Below are 16,309 nucleotides of genomic sequence, written 5' to 3' on the forward strand. Positions count from 1 at the left end.
CTGTCATCAGTATTTAACTTCTTACCCTACATATGGCTTTCCTGCCCTTTTTAACCAAAAAAACACCCACCCCTAACTCTGCTCCACCACCACCCAACCTTGCTACCACACCCAAAGCCAGTCCGCTTACTCCACCACTGTCTCAACTAGACAATCAACACACCTCTCCAAATCAACCTCAAAAACCTGGTGGTGAAGTCAATATCCAAGATATCATCGCTCCTCCTTCAATTGAGGTCGATTTTTCTCACCTAAAAATTGGCTCAACCTACTTCCGTACCATTTTTATTGCCGGTTACCCCCGCTATGTCTCTGCCAACTGGCTTTCCCCCCTTATCAATTTCGATCACAGTATCGACGTCTCCATGTTCATCTATCCAGTCGAGGTCAAAGGCACTCTCGAACAACTCCGTCGTCGTATTGCTGAAATGGAGGCCGAGATATCAGCTGACATCGAACGCGGCCGCATCCCTCAAGCCTCAACCCAAGCCCAACTAGAAGATGCCAACTCCCTCCAAGAACAACTCGTCAAAGGTATCGAGCGCTTCTTCCAGTTCTCTCTCTATATCACCATTTCTGCAGACTCCAAAAAAGAACTAGACACCGTCACCAGCCAAGTCCAAAGCCTTCTCGGATCTTTAATCATAGTCAGTAAAATTGCCTCGTATTCTCAAGTTGAAGCCTTCAAATCCACCCTTCCATACTGTAAAGACAAGCTTCTTGTTACCCGCAATATGGACACAACCGCTCTCTCCACTACTTTCCCATTTACCAGCTCCGAACTCACCGACAATAAAGGCGTCCTTTTCGGAATCAACGAACACAACGAGTCACTCGTCATTTTTGATCGCTTCTCTATGGAAAACGCCAACATGCTCATTCTCGCCACTTCCGGGGCCGGCAAATCCTACGCCGTCAAAATCGAAATTATGCGCTCCCTCATGTTTGGCACTCATGTCATCATCATCGATCCAGAAAATGAATATGAAATGCTTTGTAAGGCCGTCGGCGGTAACTACATTGCTTTTAATGTCAGCAGCAATCATAAAATCAACCCCTTCCAACTAGCCGACCCAGACAACAGCTCTGAAGACGAGATGGGTTACAAATATCTCTATCTCAACTCTCTGCTCAAAATCATGCTCGGATCTATGTCGGCCGACGAAGACGCCATTTTAAACCAGGCTCTCGTCCTAGCGTACCAGCAAAAAGGCATCACCCAAGACCCACTCACTCACACTAAAGAACCTCCCCGCATGGAGGACCTTTACAAGGCCTTAATTGGTATGGAGGAGCCAGAAGCCATTTCTCTATCTCGCCGTCTTGAAAAATACGTTAAAGGGGCCCTTAAAGGCATCTTCGATCAACAAAGCAATGTCTCTATCGACTCACCCATCACTGTCTTTACTCTCCGCGAACTCGCCGACGAAATTCGCCCCATTGTCATGTTCATGATCCTGGACTACATCTGGACCCAAATCCGTAAAGAACTCAAGCGCCGTCTTCTAGTTGTCGACGAAGCCTGGTATCTCATGCGCCACGAAGACTCTGCCAAAGTCCTTCAGGGTTTGGTCAAGCGCGCTCGCAAATACTACCTTGGCGTCTCCATCATTTCCCAAAACGCCGATGACTTTTTAGGCTCTCCCTATGGCAAAGCCATTGTCACCAACTCGGCCATTCAGTTTTTAATGAAACAATCGCCTGCCGCCATCGACGAAGTTGCCCAAGTCTTCTATCTCTCCCAAGGAGAACGCTCCCTCCTCCTTTCAGCCAATGTCGGAGAAGGCCTCTTCTTTGCAGGCCAAAACCATATTGCTCTCAGAGTTGTCGGTTCTCCCGATGAACACGCTCTTGCCACCAGTAAACCTCAAGACATCCTCGCCCGCCAACAGCAGGCCAAGAAGGAACAATCTCTTTCCTCTGCCCTCTAATACCTCGCTGCTGTAAACTGTAACCATCACCAATCCCGATTATCTATGGAAAGCCATAAAATCCACGAACTTACCCAAGAACTTCGCCTTTTACGGACTCTTCCTCAAAGTCCAGACGTTCTCGACCAAATCAACTCTATCTACGAGCAACTATCTAGCCTTGGTATCAATCCACAATCCGTTATCACCAATCTTGAACATGAAGCACTTCTACAATCCCATAGCGGCGCTGATGTCGACCTCCTCGCTCTCCTTACTGGCCAGCAGAATCTTCTCACTGAAAAACTCAATCTCGACAAAAGCAAGCTTACTGATAAACAGATAGCCATCATCGAACTTTTAGTGGAACGCCGCCGTCGCCAAATCTTACGCGACAAATTTCAAGCCAAACTTGATCAGCAAAAACAATTAAGGTCCCAGCTTTCTTCTGCTCTATCAGGCAAACCAGAAACTGACCCCAGCCGCACTAATACACAAGACGCCACCACTCTGATTGAGCGTAAACAGCTCACCACCAACACCACTCTTTCTTCCGATCAAACAAAGCAAGCTGTTGCCCAACTTTCTTCCGACTTAGTCACTCTCAGCGCCCTCACACCATCTCTACCCCACGCAACCCCCGACTTCGACGAAGAAATCAGTCCTCAACCACTATCCCCCCTTGGTATTGCTCTCATCACAGAACTTGCTTTCGCTAAAGTCGCCGGACCATCCTACTCATCACCTAGTACAGAACTAGAAACAATCATTGATCAAATCGTTCGACCAGCTACTGAAACAGATTATCAAATCACCATTACTAATTCAGACCAAGATCAACTCACCTACGACCACACTGGATACGTAGTTGTTCAAGATCAATCTCTAACCGAAGCAATCACCCAACCAGCTATCCTGCAAACACTCACCACCCTTTCCATACCACCCGAGCACAACCCACTAGTTGCCGACCTAGCCTCATCAGCTTATCGAGATGCTCCCGAACAAGATCCTCTCATCACCGATGCTATTCCCAAGCACCAAATAAGTAATACATATGCCACTGTCAGTATTCTCACCAATCAAACACTCTCACGCCAACTCAATCAAGCCACTGGTATCAAATCCAACCAAGCTGAAACTCTTATCATCTCAGAAATAGGCCAACAACCTGTCAGGTCCTTCCAAGATTTGTCGAGTATTGGCCACTCTATTCATCCCTCACCCTACGCTGCTGCCGCTGCCGCCGTCTCTACCTCTTTCCCTCAACAAAACACTCTCAGTCCAGAACTAGCCCGGCTTCTAGGTAGAGGTATCTCCTCAGATCAAATAATTGCCACTGCTCAATCAGCTCTTAATAAACGTGGTGCCAAATTCTCCCCCGATCAAAGACGCCTTCTCTCCCAACTTGTAAGCCAGGCTCGTTCTGTCAGTAAACCTTTAGAGACAGATTTGCTCGCCTCAGCCAAACCTCGACTCTTTGGCGCCAGGGTTCCGCGCTACATCGAACGCTTTAATTCATATCTTAACGGCTCTAGAAACAAATTCCTGTCTGCTTTCTCAGGTAGATATGCTCGTTTTTTCCAAGCCGCTACCAATCCTATGGGTTTCGCCTCCAGTCAACTTGGAACCTACGCTGGCAAGCGCATCGCCAGCCACCTAGCCGGCAAACTTAGCTCCACCGCTCTTAAAGAAGGTTTTGGCATCATGGCCAATCAAGGCTTTAAACAGGGTATCAACTTCTTAAGCCAAGAAGCGGCCAAAAAAGTTGGTGCCAAGTTACTCTCAAACGCCGCCGTTCACGCCCTCGCTCAATCATTAAACGTCATTCCAGGACTAGGTATCATCGTCGACATTGCCCTCACTCTGGCTATGGCTGCTATCGATAAAATCAAAAACTCTCTTCACCAACTAGCCATCTCTCTCTATGGCAGTAAAATCGACGCTAAAGAAGCTGCTGCCGGAGGAGCCGCCTTTATTGGTGGAGCGATTGTCTCAGGAATCGCCCTTGTTGGTCTCGGTGCCCAAGCAGCTCTAGCTGCCACCTTTACCGCTGCTGCCTCCGCTTTCGCAACTCTCTTTTTTGCTGCTGCTGCTGCCATCATTATTTACTTAAGTGCTTTTAACATAGCTCCCATTATTTCCACCATCGCTCAACTAGACTCAGGCCTGGGTACTTCCGGTTATGGTTCCAATCTCAATGTTGACTACGGCGAATACACTGGCCCAGTCATCCCAGGATGCCATCCAATCTGGCCAACCAATACTGGAGAAATTATTCAAGGCCCGTATGGATCCTTCTCACACAAAACCATCGAGGCCATCGATGTCGATGCTCAAACCGGCGAACCAGTTTACTCAATCTCAGACGGGGAAGTTATTGCTGCTGGCTGGGCTATCTCAGAACCTGTTTACGGCAACTGGGTTATCATTCAGTCTACCATTCAAGGTAGAACCTATCGCGTTTTATACGGCCACTTATCAACTTGGAATGTAGAAACTGGACAGCAAGTATCTACCGGCGACCCTATTGGAGCTGTAGGTGCTACCAGCTCTGTTGGACTTTATCAAAACTCCCACCTACATCTTGAGTATCGCGGGCTAGTCTATAACGAATGTCCGGCAGCTGGTCAACAAATTCGCAATGGTTGCTATGGCTTTGCATCCTGTGGAAGCATAGCTTGGTAAAATTATTACAAACTACATGAACAACATCACCAGCTCTCTTCACCAAACCATCTTAGTACTTCGTAAGACCAAGTTTGTCATCCTTGCTGGTATAGTCTTAGTTCTCCTTATTCTCGTTATTATTCAACAACAATCTCGCCAGACACTAACCCAACCACAACCCACAACACCACCACCTTCCCCCAATCTACCCACTCCACCACCAGACCGAGACTTGAAAATTGTCTGGAATATAACTCAACCCTCGCTTCCCCAAAGTCTTCCTTACTACCAATCAAACCCTGTAACCTTCAACACTCAGTATACCGACAACTTCGTCTCTTACCTCGGCTTTGCTCCAAATCATCTTCTTTCTACAAATCCGCACACTCGTCTCTGGGTAAACGATCAATTATCACTCAATATAAATCTTCCTTACGGACCACTAACTTTCATCAACAGCTCACTTCCAGACTCAACCTCACCACCATCTCTCGATTTCCTACTTCAATCAGCCACACAGCATCTAAACAACATCTTCCCTGCTCTCCAAATCAATCCGGACCTCAAAAATATTAAATATCTAGCCACAGACCCAAATACTACTGCTTTTAAAGAGACTACTTCAGACCAAGCTGAATATACCTTAATTGGCTTCTATCAAACCATCGAGTCACTTCCAACCATCGCACCGTCAAGTACTACCACCCCCATCACCATCGTTCTAAACAATTATGGGCAGATTCAACAACTGGAAGTTATATCAATCATCAATCAACATCAAAAAATATCTGGCAATATATCACTCCTCTCTTTTGAAGAACTTATGCAAATAGCACCCCAACAAGCTATTAAAATATCCTCCGACAAAATAGACACAGAAACCAATCTAACCAAAGATAAAGATCAAACACTTACAGTTAACCAATTAGACCTAGTCTATCTATCCATCTCTAATGACGACATTCTCCAACCTGTTTTCCGTCTCACTGGTACACTTTCCACTTCCACCACATCCTTCCCGGCTGTCTTTATCGTTCCTGCTTTCGCCAACTCAACAAATCCTCAAAACTAATATCAACTCTGTACTCTCACTGGCATAATAATATGGACCCATTCTTCACCCTCTTCTCGAAAAACTCCTGGTTTCAATGATCCCTCGCTTTCAATTATTACCTTATTCGCTCTCACCACTCCTAAATACTCAAGCAAATACCGACTGTTAAATGCCATCTCTACCTCCTCACCCTCAGTCTCAACATCTATACCAGTCTCACTACTTCCCAACTGCGGACTGTTAGCACTCACCTTTAGCTGATTATCACCCATCTTCACCTTCACAATATTTGCACTCTCCCTAGCGAATATAGATGCCCTTTTAACCGCCTCTGTTAGCTCTTCCCGACTTACCAACACTCGAGTCGAATAACTCTCCGGCATTATCTGTTCAAAGGGCGGAAAATCGCCAGCAAGCAACCGGCTCACTATCTCAATCTCACCAATCTTAAAAATTACCTGTTGTTTATTAATCTCAAACTTAATCAACACTGTTTTAACTTCCTGTTTATCTACTATTCTTACCAACTCCAACAATGCTCTTGCTGGCAAAATCAGCTTACTCAAGCCCTCCTTTTCAACCGATAATCTTAAACCTCCAATCCCCAGTCTGTATCCATCAGTCGCCACCAATCGAATTCTATCCTTCTCAAACTTCCACAACACTCCCATTAACACCGGACGCGCATCGTCTTTAGCAACAGCCACACCAACTCGCTCTATTTCCTCAACCAACTCTTCTACTCCAATTTCAATATCACATTTACCTGAAAAACTCGGAATCGAAGGATACTCTCCCGAAGCCATACCTGCCACCATAGACCTAATTCCATTAGTCTCTATCACCAAACTATCTTTATCAACTTCTAAATCAACCGGACCAGCTGGTAATGTCCCCACCAGCTCACTCAACACCCTTCCTGAAACACTCACTTCACCTTCCTCTCTAACCTTTGCCCCTACTTTAATCCGAAAACTAATCTCTAAATCAGTACTTAAAATCTCAACTCCACCAGCCGTTGATCTGATCAATACATTTGCCAACACTGGCAATTGAGGTCTACTCGCCACTCCTCTACCAACCACAGCAAGCGCATTACTTAAGCGTTCATTCAAAATCGTTACTTTCATCTTTCTATTCTTCTTTCTTATTAATTAAATTAGTAGCAGTCATAATAGGTACTGTGGATATGTTAATTTCGTGCTAAATATATGCCTCGCAATATTGTTGTTATTTAATAATCATCGGCTAAACCAACCATTTCTCTAAATCAACCCTTTGCTCAACGCTCACCTTTTCGGGTTTTTGTCTCCGCATATCAACTAGCATTCTGTGGATAATTTTGCGAAAAACTTATTTTCCCAAGTGTATAACATTTTTCTATCAACTTGAGTTTCTCACAATCACAGTGTTTTTTCACCAAGTCCATAACAGTTTTCCCCAATCTAGCCTCAATTTGAACCATAGATTTCTTGTTTCATTCTAATTACCTGTTCTCTAACCTCCTGATTGATACCAATCTCTCTCTCCATTTTCTCTACCGCGTGCATTACTGTCGTATGATCCCTTCCTCCCATTAACTGAGCCACGTTCTGAAGTGTTAAACCCATCTCTTCTCTGAGTAAATACATGGCAATATGTCTTGCTCGTACCAGTTCCGCTCTCCTGCTTTTACCCACAATCTCCTTGTTTTTACACTCAAACTGCTTAGCCACCAAACTTATTAGCTGCTGAGGCCTTAATTTCTTAACCTCCCTTTTCGCACTTACTCCAATCTCCTTCTCCACCAAATCCTTAGTTAAATAACCATTGCCAAGAGTAGCCGCATTTACCAGTCTAGTTAAAATCCCCTCCAACTCTCTTGCGTTAGTGTTTACACTACTTGCGATTAACTCCAATGCTTCATTATCTGCATCCGTTTTTAGTTCACTACACTTCTGTTTTAATATAGCCAGCCGCATTTCATAATCCGGTAATCCAATATCAACTGTCAGTCCGCCCAAGAATCTAGAAATCAATCTTTGCTCCACTTGTTCAATATCCTGAGGCCTACGGTCAGACGTCAGGATAATTTGCTTACCCTTCATATACAACTCGTTGAAGGTGTGAAAAAACTCCTCCTGAGTACTCTCCTTTCCTGCGATAAACTGAACGTCGTCAATTAACAACACATCAACATTCCTATATTTTTTCTTAAAACTATCAACACTCTTGCTTCTAATTGTCGCAATCAGCTCATTAGTAAACTGCTCACTAGTTACTGCTCTCACCTTCATCCCCTTGGCTAACAACATCCTTCCCACGGCGTGCATTAAGTGTGTTTTTCCTACCCCTACTCCACCCCACAAAAACAAGGGATTGTGTTTTACTCCCGGACTGTCCGTCACTCCTTTGGCTGCCGCGTAAGCCAAGTTATTCGACCCTCCAACCACAAAGTTTTCAAAACTAAATCTAGGGTTAAGCCCCACCTCAATCAGTTGTTGAGAATCAAACTCACTTTCCTTATCCTCGCTAAACAAGTCATTAGCCTCTTCATTTTCTGGCTCCACACTTTCGATTCTTTGTTTTACAACCAATCCAATCTCACACCTTTTACCTACTTGTCGTTCCAGTATTTGTTTAATTTGTCCATAATATCTTTCATCAATCGTTCGCAAGTGAAATCCTGACGGACACGCCAGCTCTATCAACCACCTCTCCGCATCTATTTCATTTATAGAATCAATAAAACACGGCTTAACCCAGGATGAAAAAGCAGCTGGAGATATGCTCACCTCAAGCTCTCCTAATACATTTTTCCAAATCTCGTTACTGTCCAGATTATCGATCATTTTCATCGCTACTCTATCCAAGTTTTCCACAACTGCCAACCCCGAATATTCCCAAATAAAAACTTTGATTTCTTTGATCCACCCTCATCAAAACCCAGAATCCGAACATCACATAATCTTATCCACATTGCTTTCACACAAGCTCAATGAACAACTTATTGAACAATACTCTTAACTCAGGCATAAAAGGCCTCACAATCTTTCTTTAAGGCTGTCCACGTGTTAAAATCACTTCATGCCAAAAAGAACCTATCAACCCAAGAAAACTAAAAGAGCACGCACTCACGGCTTTCTGCATCGACAAGCTAAACATACCAAAGTCATAAAACAGCGTCGACTTAAAAAACGCCGCCAGCTTTCTGCATAAACAAAACACCCCCATCTTTAGGATAAGATAGACCTATGCTTCCCCGCCATCATCGCCTTCCTCTTCGCTTTTTTCGCCATCAGCTTCAAAAAAGTGGCCGCTCAATCTCCACCCTCGACCTGACACTGTATTACGGTTCTCGGGAATCACCCGAGTCACCATCTCGACTAGCCATAATCATCTCTAAAAAACTAATCCCCTCAGCAGTCAAAAGGAATCTCTTTCGTCGCCAGCTTCAGCATCATCTTCACTCTCTATTACCCACCATTCCGGTCGGATATGATTTTCTCATCTTACCCAAACCTTCATCACTCCACCTCAACTTTGACCAACAAAGAGAGTCCCTAGAAAAACTTTTTTCAAAAATTAACACAGATTAATCAAAACACCGAACATGATAATCTCTATTTATCAGCGTTATGTCTCACCAGTCCTTCACGGTTTAATCTCCTTGGTTTTTGGTTCTCCCGCTGGTTGCCGCTTTTACCCGACTTGTTCTGAATATAGTCATCAAGCTATCCGCAAATATGGTATTATTCGAGGCAGTGTTTTAAGTCTTAAACGCTTACTCCGCTGTCACCCTTTATCATCCGGAGGTTATGATCCTGTTGTTTAATATATCTCATGCTTTCATTTCTCACTGACCCCATTGTCCACCTACTAATCTTTCTTTACGGCAACCTAGGCCAGAGTCTGGGTCTCGCCATCATAGTTCTTACCCTCTTGGTCCGAACTGCCCTTCTTCCCATCTCGCTACCCGCACTTAAATCAGCTCGAAAAATGCAGGAGCTTAAGCCTCAACTTGACAAACTTAAGAAAAAACATAAAGACAAGACCAAACTCCAACAGGCTCAACTTGAGCTCTATCGTCACCATGGCATCAATCCCCTAAGCGGCTGCCTACCCCAACTTGTTCAAATCGTTGTTCTTATTGCACTTTATCAAGCTTTTATCGGTTTTATCACCAGTGGCCAATTCAACGGTTCAGCCCTTCACACCTCTTTTCTCTGGCTTGACCTTTCTCAGTCTGATCCTTATTACATATTGCCAATTCTAGCCGGTGGGACTCAACTACTTTATTCACTTGCCATGCAAACCGGCTTAGAATCCCACCTCAAAGCTCCTAAACAAAAATCACCTCGTCAAAAGGAAGAAGACTCACTTGAAATGGCTCAGTCCATTCAACAACAAATGATCTATCTTATGCCTCTTATGACCCTCATTATCGCCACTCGTTTTCCTTCTGGACTTGCTCTCTACTGGGTTGTTACCACCATTTATTCATTCGTCCAACAACTCATTATTTCCGGACCTGGTGGACTTACTCACTACAAGAACTTAATACTTGCTAGGTTTAATTTTCGCTAATCATCGGTTATAATCCGCCTTGGTCAATTACTAACACAACATATCATGGACTCACAACAACAAACAAAGATTACCGATATCATCAACAACGTCTTCTCGTTGCTGGGCATTCCAGTAGATCAATTTGAACTTGACTTTAATAAAGACTCTCTTGTTGTTCAAATCAATTTACCAGCCGAGGAGTCAGGTGTTTTTATTGGTCATCAAGGTGAAACTCTATCTTCTCTTCAATTAATACTTTCCTTAATCGTTAGTCAGCGACTAAATCAATGGTATCGAATTAAAGTCAATGTCGGCGATTATCAACAACGCCGAGAGCAACAGCTTATTGTCAAAGCCGATCAAGCAGCTCAAAGAGCAGTTGAAAACGGACAGGAAATTATCATCCCTGGTCTCAACTCTTATGAGCGCCATCTTATTCACGACCATCTCAGTCATAACTCTCAGGTTGCCACCGAATCTCGAGGAGAAGAACCCAACCGACAACTCTTTGTCTCACCCAAAAACAGCTAAGACTCGTATACTGTCCATATGCTTCGGACGGTCTTGACTCTCATCACTTTTCTGCTCCCTACTCAGCTAGGGCTTCATCTCTGGCCGTCATGGTCTTTCCTCCATGGTTTATCCATAGACTATCTCTCTATCACTGTTTATTTCACTGATCTACTCCTACTCACTCTTCTATTCATTCACCCACCACGCTTTCTGTTTAACAAATCGGTAAAAATTGTGGTTTCCACGATTCTCCTCTCCTCGTTCCTCGGACTGCAACCTCTCAACTCACTTGTCCTTCTTTTTCGCATCCTACTTCTTTTAAATTTTTCTCTTGCAGTATCGACCCAAAACAAGTCAACTCTATCCTCACTCCTTACCTCTATCTCGGTCTCAACAATCCTAGTCTCCTTACTTGCCATTTTCCAGTTTATATCCCAATCGTCACTTGATGGCCCCTTTTATTGGTTGGGTGAGAGACACTACTCTCTCACCACACCAGATATCGCCAAAACCATTCTACCCTTTACCGGCCAACAAATTTTAAGATCATACTCAATGTTTTCTCACCCAAACTCACTTGCTGGATATCTAGTTGTTGTATCCCTTTTGATTATTATCCTTAAAAGAAAACTTAATCTCAAAAACGTCTTAATCCAAATAACACTATTACTCAGTTTTCTCGCACTTCTTACCACATTTTCAAGATCAGCTATATTTGCGCTTATCGCATCCGTAATATCACTATTTTTTTCTGTTTCATACTCACCCTTCCTAATCATTCTGATTCCCCTACTTCTCACTCTTATCTTCACAGTTCCACTATCACTTGGATCTCAAGTCAGCGTTACCACACGTCAACTTCTCAACTTCTATGCACTCAAAGCGACTTGGTCACATCTCTTTTTTGGCTTAGGTCTTAACAACTTCACCATATATTTAAGCCAAATTACTCCTCCTCTAAATCACTATCTACTTCAGCCGGTTCATAATATATACCTTCTTCTTTTATCTGAACTAGGTTTTGTCCCAATAATTACCCTTCTCTCCATCAGACCACAACGAAAAATAAACACACTTTTTCTTCCCGTCATTCTTGCCATTCTCATTACTGGATCTCTAGACCACTACTGGCTTACTCTACCCCAAAACCGCTTGCTTATTAGTTTCTTTGTTGGATTATTATTCAACTCGAACCTCTCCAGACACTCCAGCTGATACAATACCACCATGTCAACCCTAACAATTCATACCGATGGCGGATCTCGCGGCAACCCAGGACCGGCTGCTTGTGCTGCAGTTTTTCTCAACCCTGACCGAGAGGTTGTCTACTCCACCAGTCGCTATCTAGGCCATACAACCAATAACGAAGCTGAATATCGTGGCGTTATTCTTGCTCTCGAAACTATTCTTGCCGACCTCAATAAGTACTCCGAGTTTTCCAGTCTTCAATTCGTGCTCGACTCCGAACTTGTGGTTTTTCAACTAACTGGTCGGTATAAAATCAAAAACACCAATCTTCAACAGCTTGCCACGACTACCCATCAACTTATCCGTCAAATCAACAAACCTACTAGCTTTACTCACGTCAAACGTCACCTCAATACTCTTCCAGACGAACTCCTTAATCAAGAACTCGATCGACACTAAGCCTTTCATTCTCTAGGATTTGTATAACTCATCATCCTTGTGGATAAAGAGATATCTATTTGTACCTAGGTTTTCATGTGGAAGCGTAAGAACAAAAGCACGGCATATATACGCACAATCAACAGCTAACAACAAGGCTAAACACTAACACAAAAAACGTACATACGAAATAATCAAGATCTCTAACTACTTATATAAGCCTAATAAACACGAATTGCCGCCACTCATCCAACCCGGTATGCTAATAACAGACCCAAACCGCCATGAAAGACCTGCCCATCATTGAACAACAATCTCAAAAACCAAAAGCAGCTATTCTTAGCCACACATCACTTCTAGCAGGAGAACTTTCTAATGCCCTACAAACACTACAAATTGAAGCTCAGCTCATCTTTCTTCCTTCCGCACTTGGAGATGTTTCTCGATCTTCATTAACACATCAACACACAAGAGTCAGCTCTATCACCCAGGCTAAAACACAAGGTATCGATTATCTCTTTTACCTCTATCCCTCTCTTGGTGCCATTAGTCCACACGAATACGAACGCTTCTTCTATAACACCCCACCCCAATCCAAAATAATAATCATTGACAACTTTCGTAATCAAGCCAAGACAGACCAGCTCATCACCTATCTCCGCAACCACAACTTTAGAGTTGCCTTGTTAACCGATGTATTTGGACCACTTACCACGCCTCAGTACACCAACCCAGCTCTCTCACATATTTCCCACGCACTAAACCATCAATCCCTCGAGCTTATGGATACAGGACAGACACCTTTGTATCCTACATACAGCCAGGATGTCGTCAAGGGAATTATCAAAGCAATTTTTTCTGGTAATACCCAGTCACAGTCTTACCTCCTCTCCACCCTTGAACCCATATCTGAACTAAGCTTCTCCCAACACCTCAAAACACACTCCGCAGAGATTCTTGACCACACTCCACCCATTGAGTATATTTCCCCAGCTCCCAACCCTCCAGTTTTACCTGATCCTAACCAAATAATTGCCACTCAAGCCCAATTAAACTGGTCCCCAGACACAGACCTTGACATTGCTATTAGCGAAACACTCGCCATTAGTCATGAAGTTTATTCACCTCCAATCAACGAGAGTTTAACTCAGGAAACTCGACCACCATTATCACCAACACCAAACCAAAGCGTTCAGTCAGATCAAGTTAATGACATTCCACCAAAACCATCTTTGACTAAATCTCCAAACTATTTTGATTTAGCCAAGAAGCCTAAGACGAAAAAAAGAAAAAAAGCCCTCTTGCTCTTTCTTTCTGTCGTGTTTATTGTTTTTCTCCTACCTCTAATATCTCTCTACATCACAATTACCCAGGGGATTAGTCAGTTTAGCCAGTCCTACGCGTATCTCGAGCAGGGGAGATATCAGCAATCTCAAACAGCCGCACAAAAATCAAAATCATCATTCATTCGTGCACGAGTCACCTTAGGAATCACAAAAAAGCTCATACCTCTTTTTCCAAAAACTAAATACGACAAATATGACCAACAACTCGATATTGCCGTAAGACTTAGCGATATTCTAAGTCTAACCTCAACCACTCTCGTCAAGGCTGACCAACTTTACTCCATCATAACCAATACTAATACCGGAAACTTTCACTCAGCTAACTCCGACCTCAAGGTTAGCCTAGACTCGCTCTATCAACATCTCTCATTAGTCCAAGCGAGTGTTGATCAGGTTGACTTTAACTCAAATCTATTTGCTTATGACAAACTAAAAACCGCCAAGGACAATCTACCAGAAATGAGAAAAACAACTGAACAGGCCTTAAAACTAGTATCCATTCTTCCTGATCTAATCGCCCAGGAACAACCACAAACACACCTTCTTTTACTCCAGAATAATCTAGAACTTCGTCCTGCTGGAGGCTTAGTGGCGGTTGCTGGTTTACTTACATTCACCAATGGGCGATTGACCAACTTTCAAACCTATAACGTGCCAACCCTCGACAGCCAACTTGACGGTATTGTTACACCACCTCCCGATATTGCCACCTATCTGGGGGAGGATCGATGGTTTCTACGAGACTCAAACTGGTCTGCTCACTTTCCTTCATCTGCTCTCCAAGCTCAATGGTTTGTCGACAAAATGCTTAACCGGCCCACCAATGGGGTAATTGCCGTAGATTTATATGCACTTCAAGAGCTTATCAAAGCCACTGGACCAGTTCTTATTCCAGAACAAACCAATCCGATAACGTCAGACAATCTGTTGGAAAACATTCAGTTTGGCAATCAAGACAACGAATCCGACTCTCAACAAACTCAACTTCTGCTTTCCCTCGCCAATTCAATCATCTCTAAACTCCAAGAAAAACAAATACACCTAATAACTCTATCCACCGTCTTAACCAAATCACTATCCGAAAACCATCTTCTTATCTACTCAGATCAACCGTCCATCCAATCCATGCTATCAACCTACAACTGGGATGGATCAATTAATAATCCGTCATGTCCATCACGCTTCAATCAACAGAACTGTACCACCCAGACATTTTCTCTCATAGAAGCCAATGTTGGCATCAATCAAAGCAACTACTATCTCGATCGTCGCTTTAACCACCAAGTTAACATTGGCCAGCAAGGACAAATTGACCATACCATCACCATAGATTACACCAATAACTCACCCAACAACTCCTGGCCTGGTGGAAAATACAAGACCTTCACCAGAATCTACACACCACTCCATTCTCAGTTAATATCAACCAATTTTGCCGGACAAGAAATTCAACCAGTTAGAATTACTCCCAATCTCGAACTCGGTCTGCAAGAAATTGCCTATATCTACGAGATATCCCCTCAAACAGAATCATCACTCATCATCTCGCTCCGCTCGTCCCAAATTTTTAATCTTACTCAACTTCCAGGCACACTTGCTGTCAACTGGGAAAAACAACCGGGCACAAACAAGGATCCTGTAAGCGTCACCTTCAATTACCCGCAAAACCTAACTCCTCGTCAGATATCACAACCAGCTACTACCCAAAACCAACAAACTATCTTCCACAATCAATTACTCCAAGATACTATCTTTGCTATTCAGTTCTAGGCACCCAAGCTTGCTGTCAAGCTCAAACAATGTTAAACTACTGACCCAGTCACGGATTAAAAAGTTAAATATTGCATTCAGACAAATAATTTAAAAACAACCATGTCCACCACCAAAGCAAACACCAAATCTACGACCAAAAAACAGATTGATCTCTCAGTTGAACCACGAACCCTATCTGGACGTAAGGTAAAAAATTTACGCAGACAAGGGATACTACCCGCCAATATTTTTGGTAATAAAATTACCTCGACATCGATCCAACTAGATCTCAAAGATTTCCAAAAAACATATGAACAAGCCGGTGAAACGAACATTATTACCCTTTCTTTAAAAGGCGAAAGCAAAACAAGACCTGTACTGGTCAGTAACGTCCACCTCGACCCTGTCACTGATACTCCTCTTCATGTGGACTTTCATCAAATTGATCTAACCCAAAAGGTGACTGCCACTGTCCCTGTTGAATTAATCGGAACTGCTCCAGCAGAGGAAGAGAAGGGCGCTGTCATTGTTCAAATAATCAATGAGCTTGATGTTGAGGCTCTTCCAGGAGACCTTCCTGACTCCTTAGAGGTTGACCTTTCAAGTCTTAAGGAATTTGGGGACTTCCTCTCAGTTAAGGACATTAAGATTGACGCTACCAAAGTGGAGATAGACGCGGAACCTGATCAACAAGTTGTCCAAGCCCAAGAACCTAAAGAGGAAGAAGTTGAACCTACTCCCTCACCGGAAGGTGATGAGGGTACAGAGGCCAGCACTGATGGTGGTGGCGACAAACCTGACTCAGACGAGCCTCAGACGGATAAACAACCTGACTCGGGCGATAAACCTACCTCAGGCGAGCCATCCAAGTCTGAATAAATCTCAACTTT

Annotated in this window: 14 protein-coding genes; 12 read left to right on the plus strand and 2 right to left on the minus strand. The window is 43.5% G+C overall.

From position 1 onward, the window contains the following. The first annotated feature begins 32 nt into the window (after positions 1–32). The 3 genes from MICH65_RS01115 to MICH65_RS01125 are packed head-to-tail and all read left to right on the plus strand — an operon-like array spanning position 33 to position 5,652. Positions 33–1,931: a VirB4-like conjugal transfer ATPase, CD1110 family gene (locus MICH65_RS01115; protein WP_161931589.1), complete on the plus strand. Its 1,899-nt coding sequence runs from the start codon at positions 33–35 to the stop codon at positions 1,929–1,931. A gap of 45 nt (positions 1,932–1,976) precedes the next feature. After that, entirely contained in the window at positions 1,977–4,598 is a 2,622-nt protein-coding gene (locus MICH65_RS01120) for a M23 family metallopeptidase (protein ID WP_161931590.1), read from the plus strand. 16 nt (positions 4,599–4,614) lie between these two features. Then, the gene (locus MICH65_RS01125) at positions 4,615–5,652 is read left to right on the plus strand and encodes a hypothetical protein (RefSeq protein WP_161931591.1); all 1,038 of its coding nucleotides are present in this window, start codon (positions 4,615–4,617) and stop codon (positions 5,650–5,652) included. Positions 5,653–5,654: 2 nt separating this feature from the next. On the opposite strand, the gene dnaN is transcribed toward MICH65_RS01125, so the two are convergent. After that, a complete protein-coding gene (dnaN, locus tag MICH65_RS01130) occupies positions 5,655–6,764 on the minus strand; it encodes a DNA polymerase III subunit beta (protein ID WP_161931592.1) in 1,110 nt (369 codons plus the stop codon). Between the two features lie 321 nt (positions 6,765–7,085). After that, a complete protein-coding gene (gene dnaA, locus MICH65_RS01135) occupies positions 7,086–8,471 on the minus strand; it encodes a chromosomal replication initiator protein DnaA (protein WP_161931593.1) in 1,386 nt (461 codons plus the stop codon). A 229-nt stretch (positions 8,472–8,700) separates the two neighbouring features. On the opposite strand from dnaA, the gene rpmH reads away from it, so the two are divergent. The 9 genes from rpmH (at position 8,701) to MICH65_RS01180 (ending at position 16,298) form a co-directional block, all read left to right on the plus strand. Further along, entirely contained in the window at positions 8,701–8,832 is a 132-nt protein-coding gene (rpmH, locus tag MICH65_RS01140) for a 50S ribosomal protein L34 (protein WP_161931594.1), read from the plus strand. Between the two features lie 35 nt (positions 8,833–8,867). Beyond that, on the plus strand, positions 8,868–9,212 hold the full coding sequence (gene rnpA, locus MICH65_RS01145; RefSeq protein ID WP_161931595.1) for a ribonuclease P protein component: 345 nt from the start codon (positions 8,868–8,870) through the stop codon (positions 9,210–9,212). Between the two features lie 14 nt (positions 9,213–9,226). Beyond that, positions 9,227–9,448, plus strand: coding sequence for a membrane protein insertion efficiency factor YidD (gene yidD, locus MICH65_RS01150; RefSeq protein WP_161931596.1), 222 nt, complete (start codon positions 9,227–9,229; stop codon positions 9,446–9,448). 8 nt (positions 9,449–9,456) lie between these two features. Further along, positions 9,457–10,200: a YidC/Oxa1 family membrane protein insertase gene (locus MICH65_RS01155; protein WP_161931597.1), complete on the plus strand. Its 744-nt coding sequence runs from the start codon at positions 9,457–9,459 to the stop codon at positions 10,198–10,200. Positions 10,201–10,245: 45 nt separating this feature from the next. After that, positions 10,246–10,713, plus strand: coding sequence for a protein jag (locus MICH65_RS01160; protein WP_161931598.1), 468 nt, complete (start codon positions 10,246–10,248; stop codon positions 10,711–10,713). Between the two features lie 18 nt (positions 10,714–10,731). Next, positions 10,732–11,910 (plus strand): O-antigen ligase family protein, encoded by a 1,179-nt coding sequence (locus tag MICH65_RS01165; protein WP_161931599.1) that lies wholly within the window; start codon positions 10,732–10,734, stop codon positions 11,908–11,910. Between the two features lie 12 nt (positions 11,911–11,922). After that, entirely contained in the window at positions 11,923–12,342 is a 420-nt protein-coding gene (locus MICH65_RS01170; protein WP_161931600.1) for a ribonuclease HI family protein, read from the plus strand. Positions 12,343–12,605: 263 nt separating this feature from the next. After that, on the plus strand, positions 12,606–15,437 hold the full coding sequence (locus tag MICH65_RS01175; RefSeq protein WP_161931601.1) for a DUF4012 domain-containing protein: 2,832 nt from the start codon (positions 12,606–12,608) through the stop codon (positions 15,435–15,437). Positions 15,438–15,539: 102 nt separating this feature from the next. Then, complete coding sequence (locus MICH65_RS01180; protein ID WP_161931602.1) at positions 15,540–16,298, plus strand: 50S ribosomal protein L25; 759 nt, start codon at positions 15,540–15,542, stop codon at positions 16,296–16,298. Positions 16,299–16,309: the final 11 nt, after the last annotated feature.

This window comes from Candidatus Chazhemtobacterium aquaticus (assembly GCF_009936135.1).
Lineage (GTDB): Bacteria > Patescibacteriota > Microgenomatia > UBA1400 > Chazhemtobacteraceae > Chazhemtobacterium > Chazhemtobacterium aquaticus.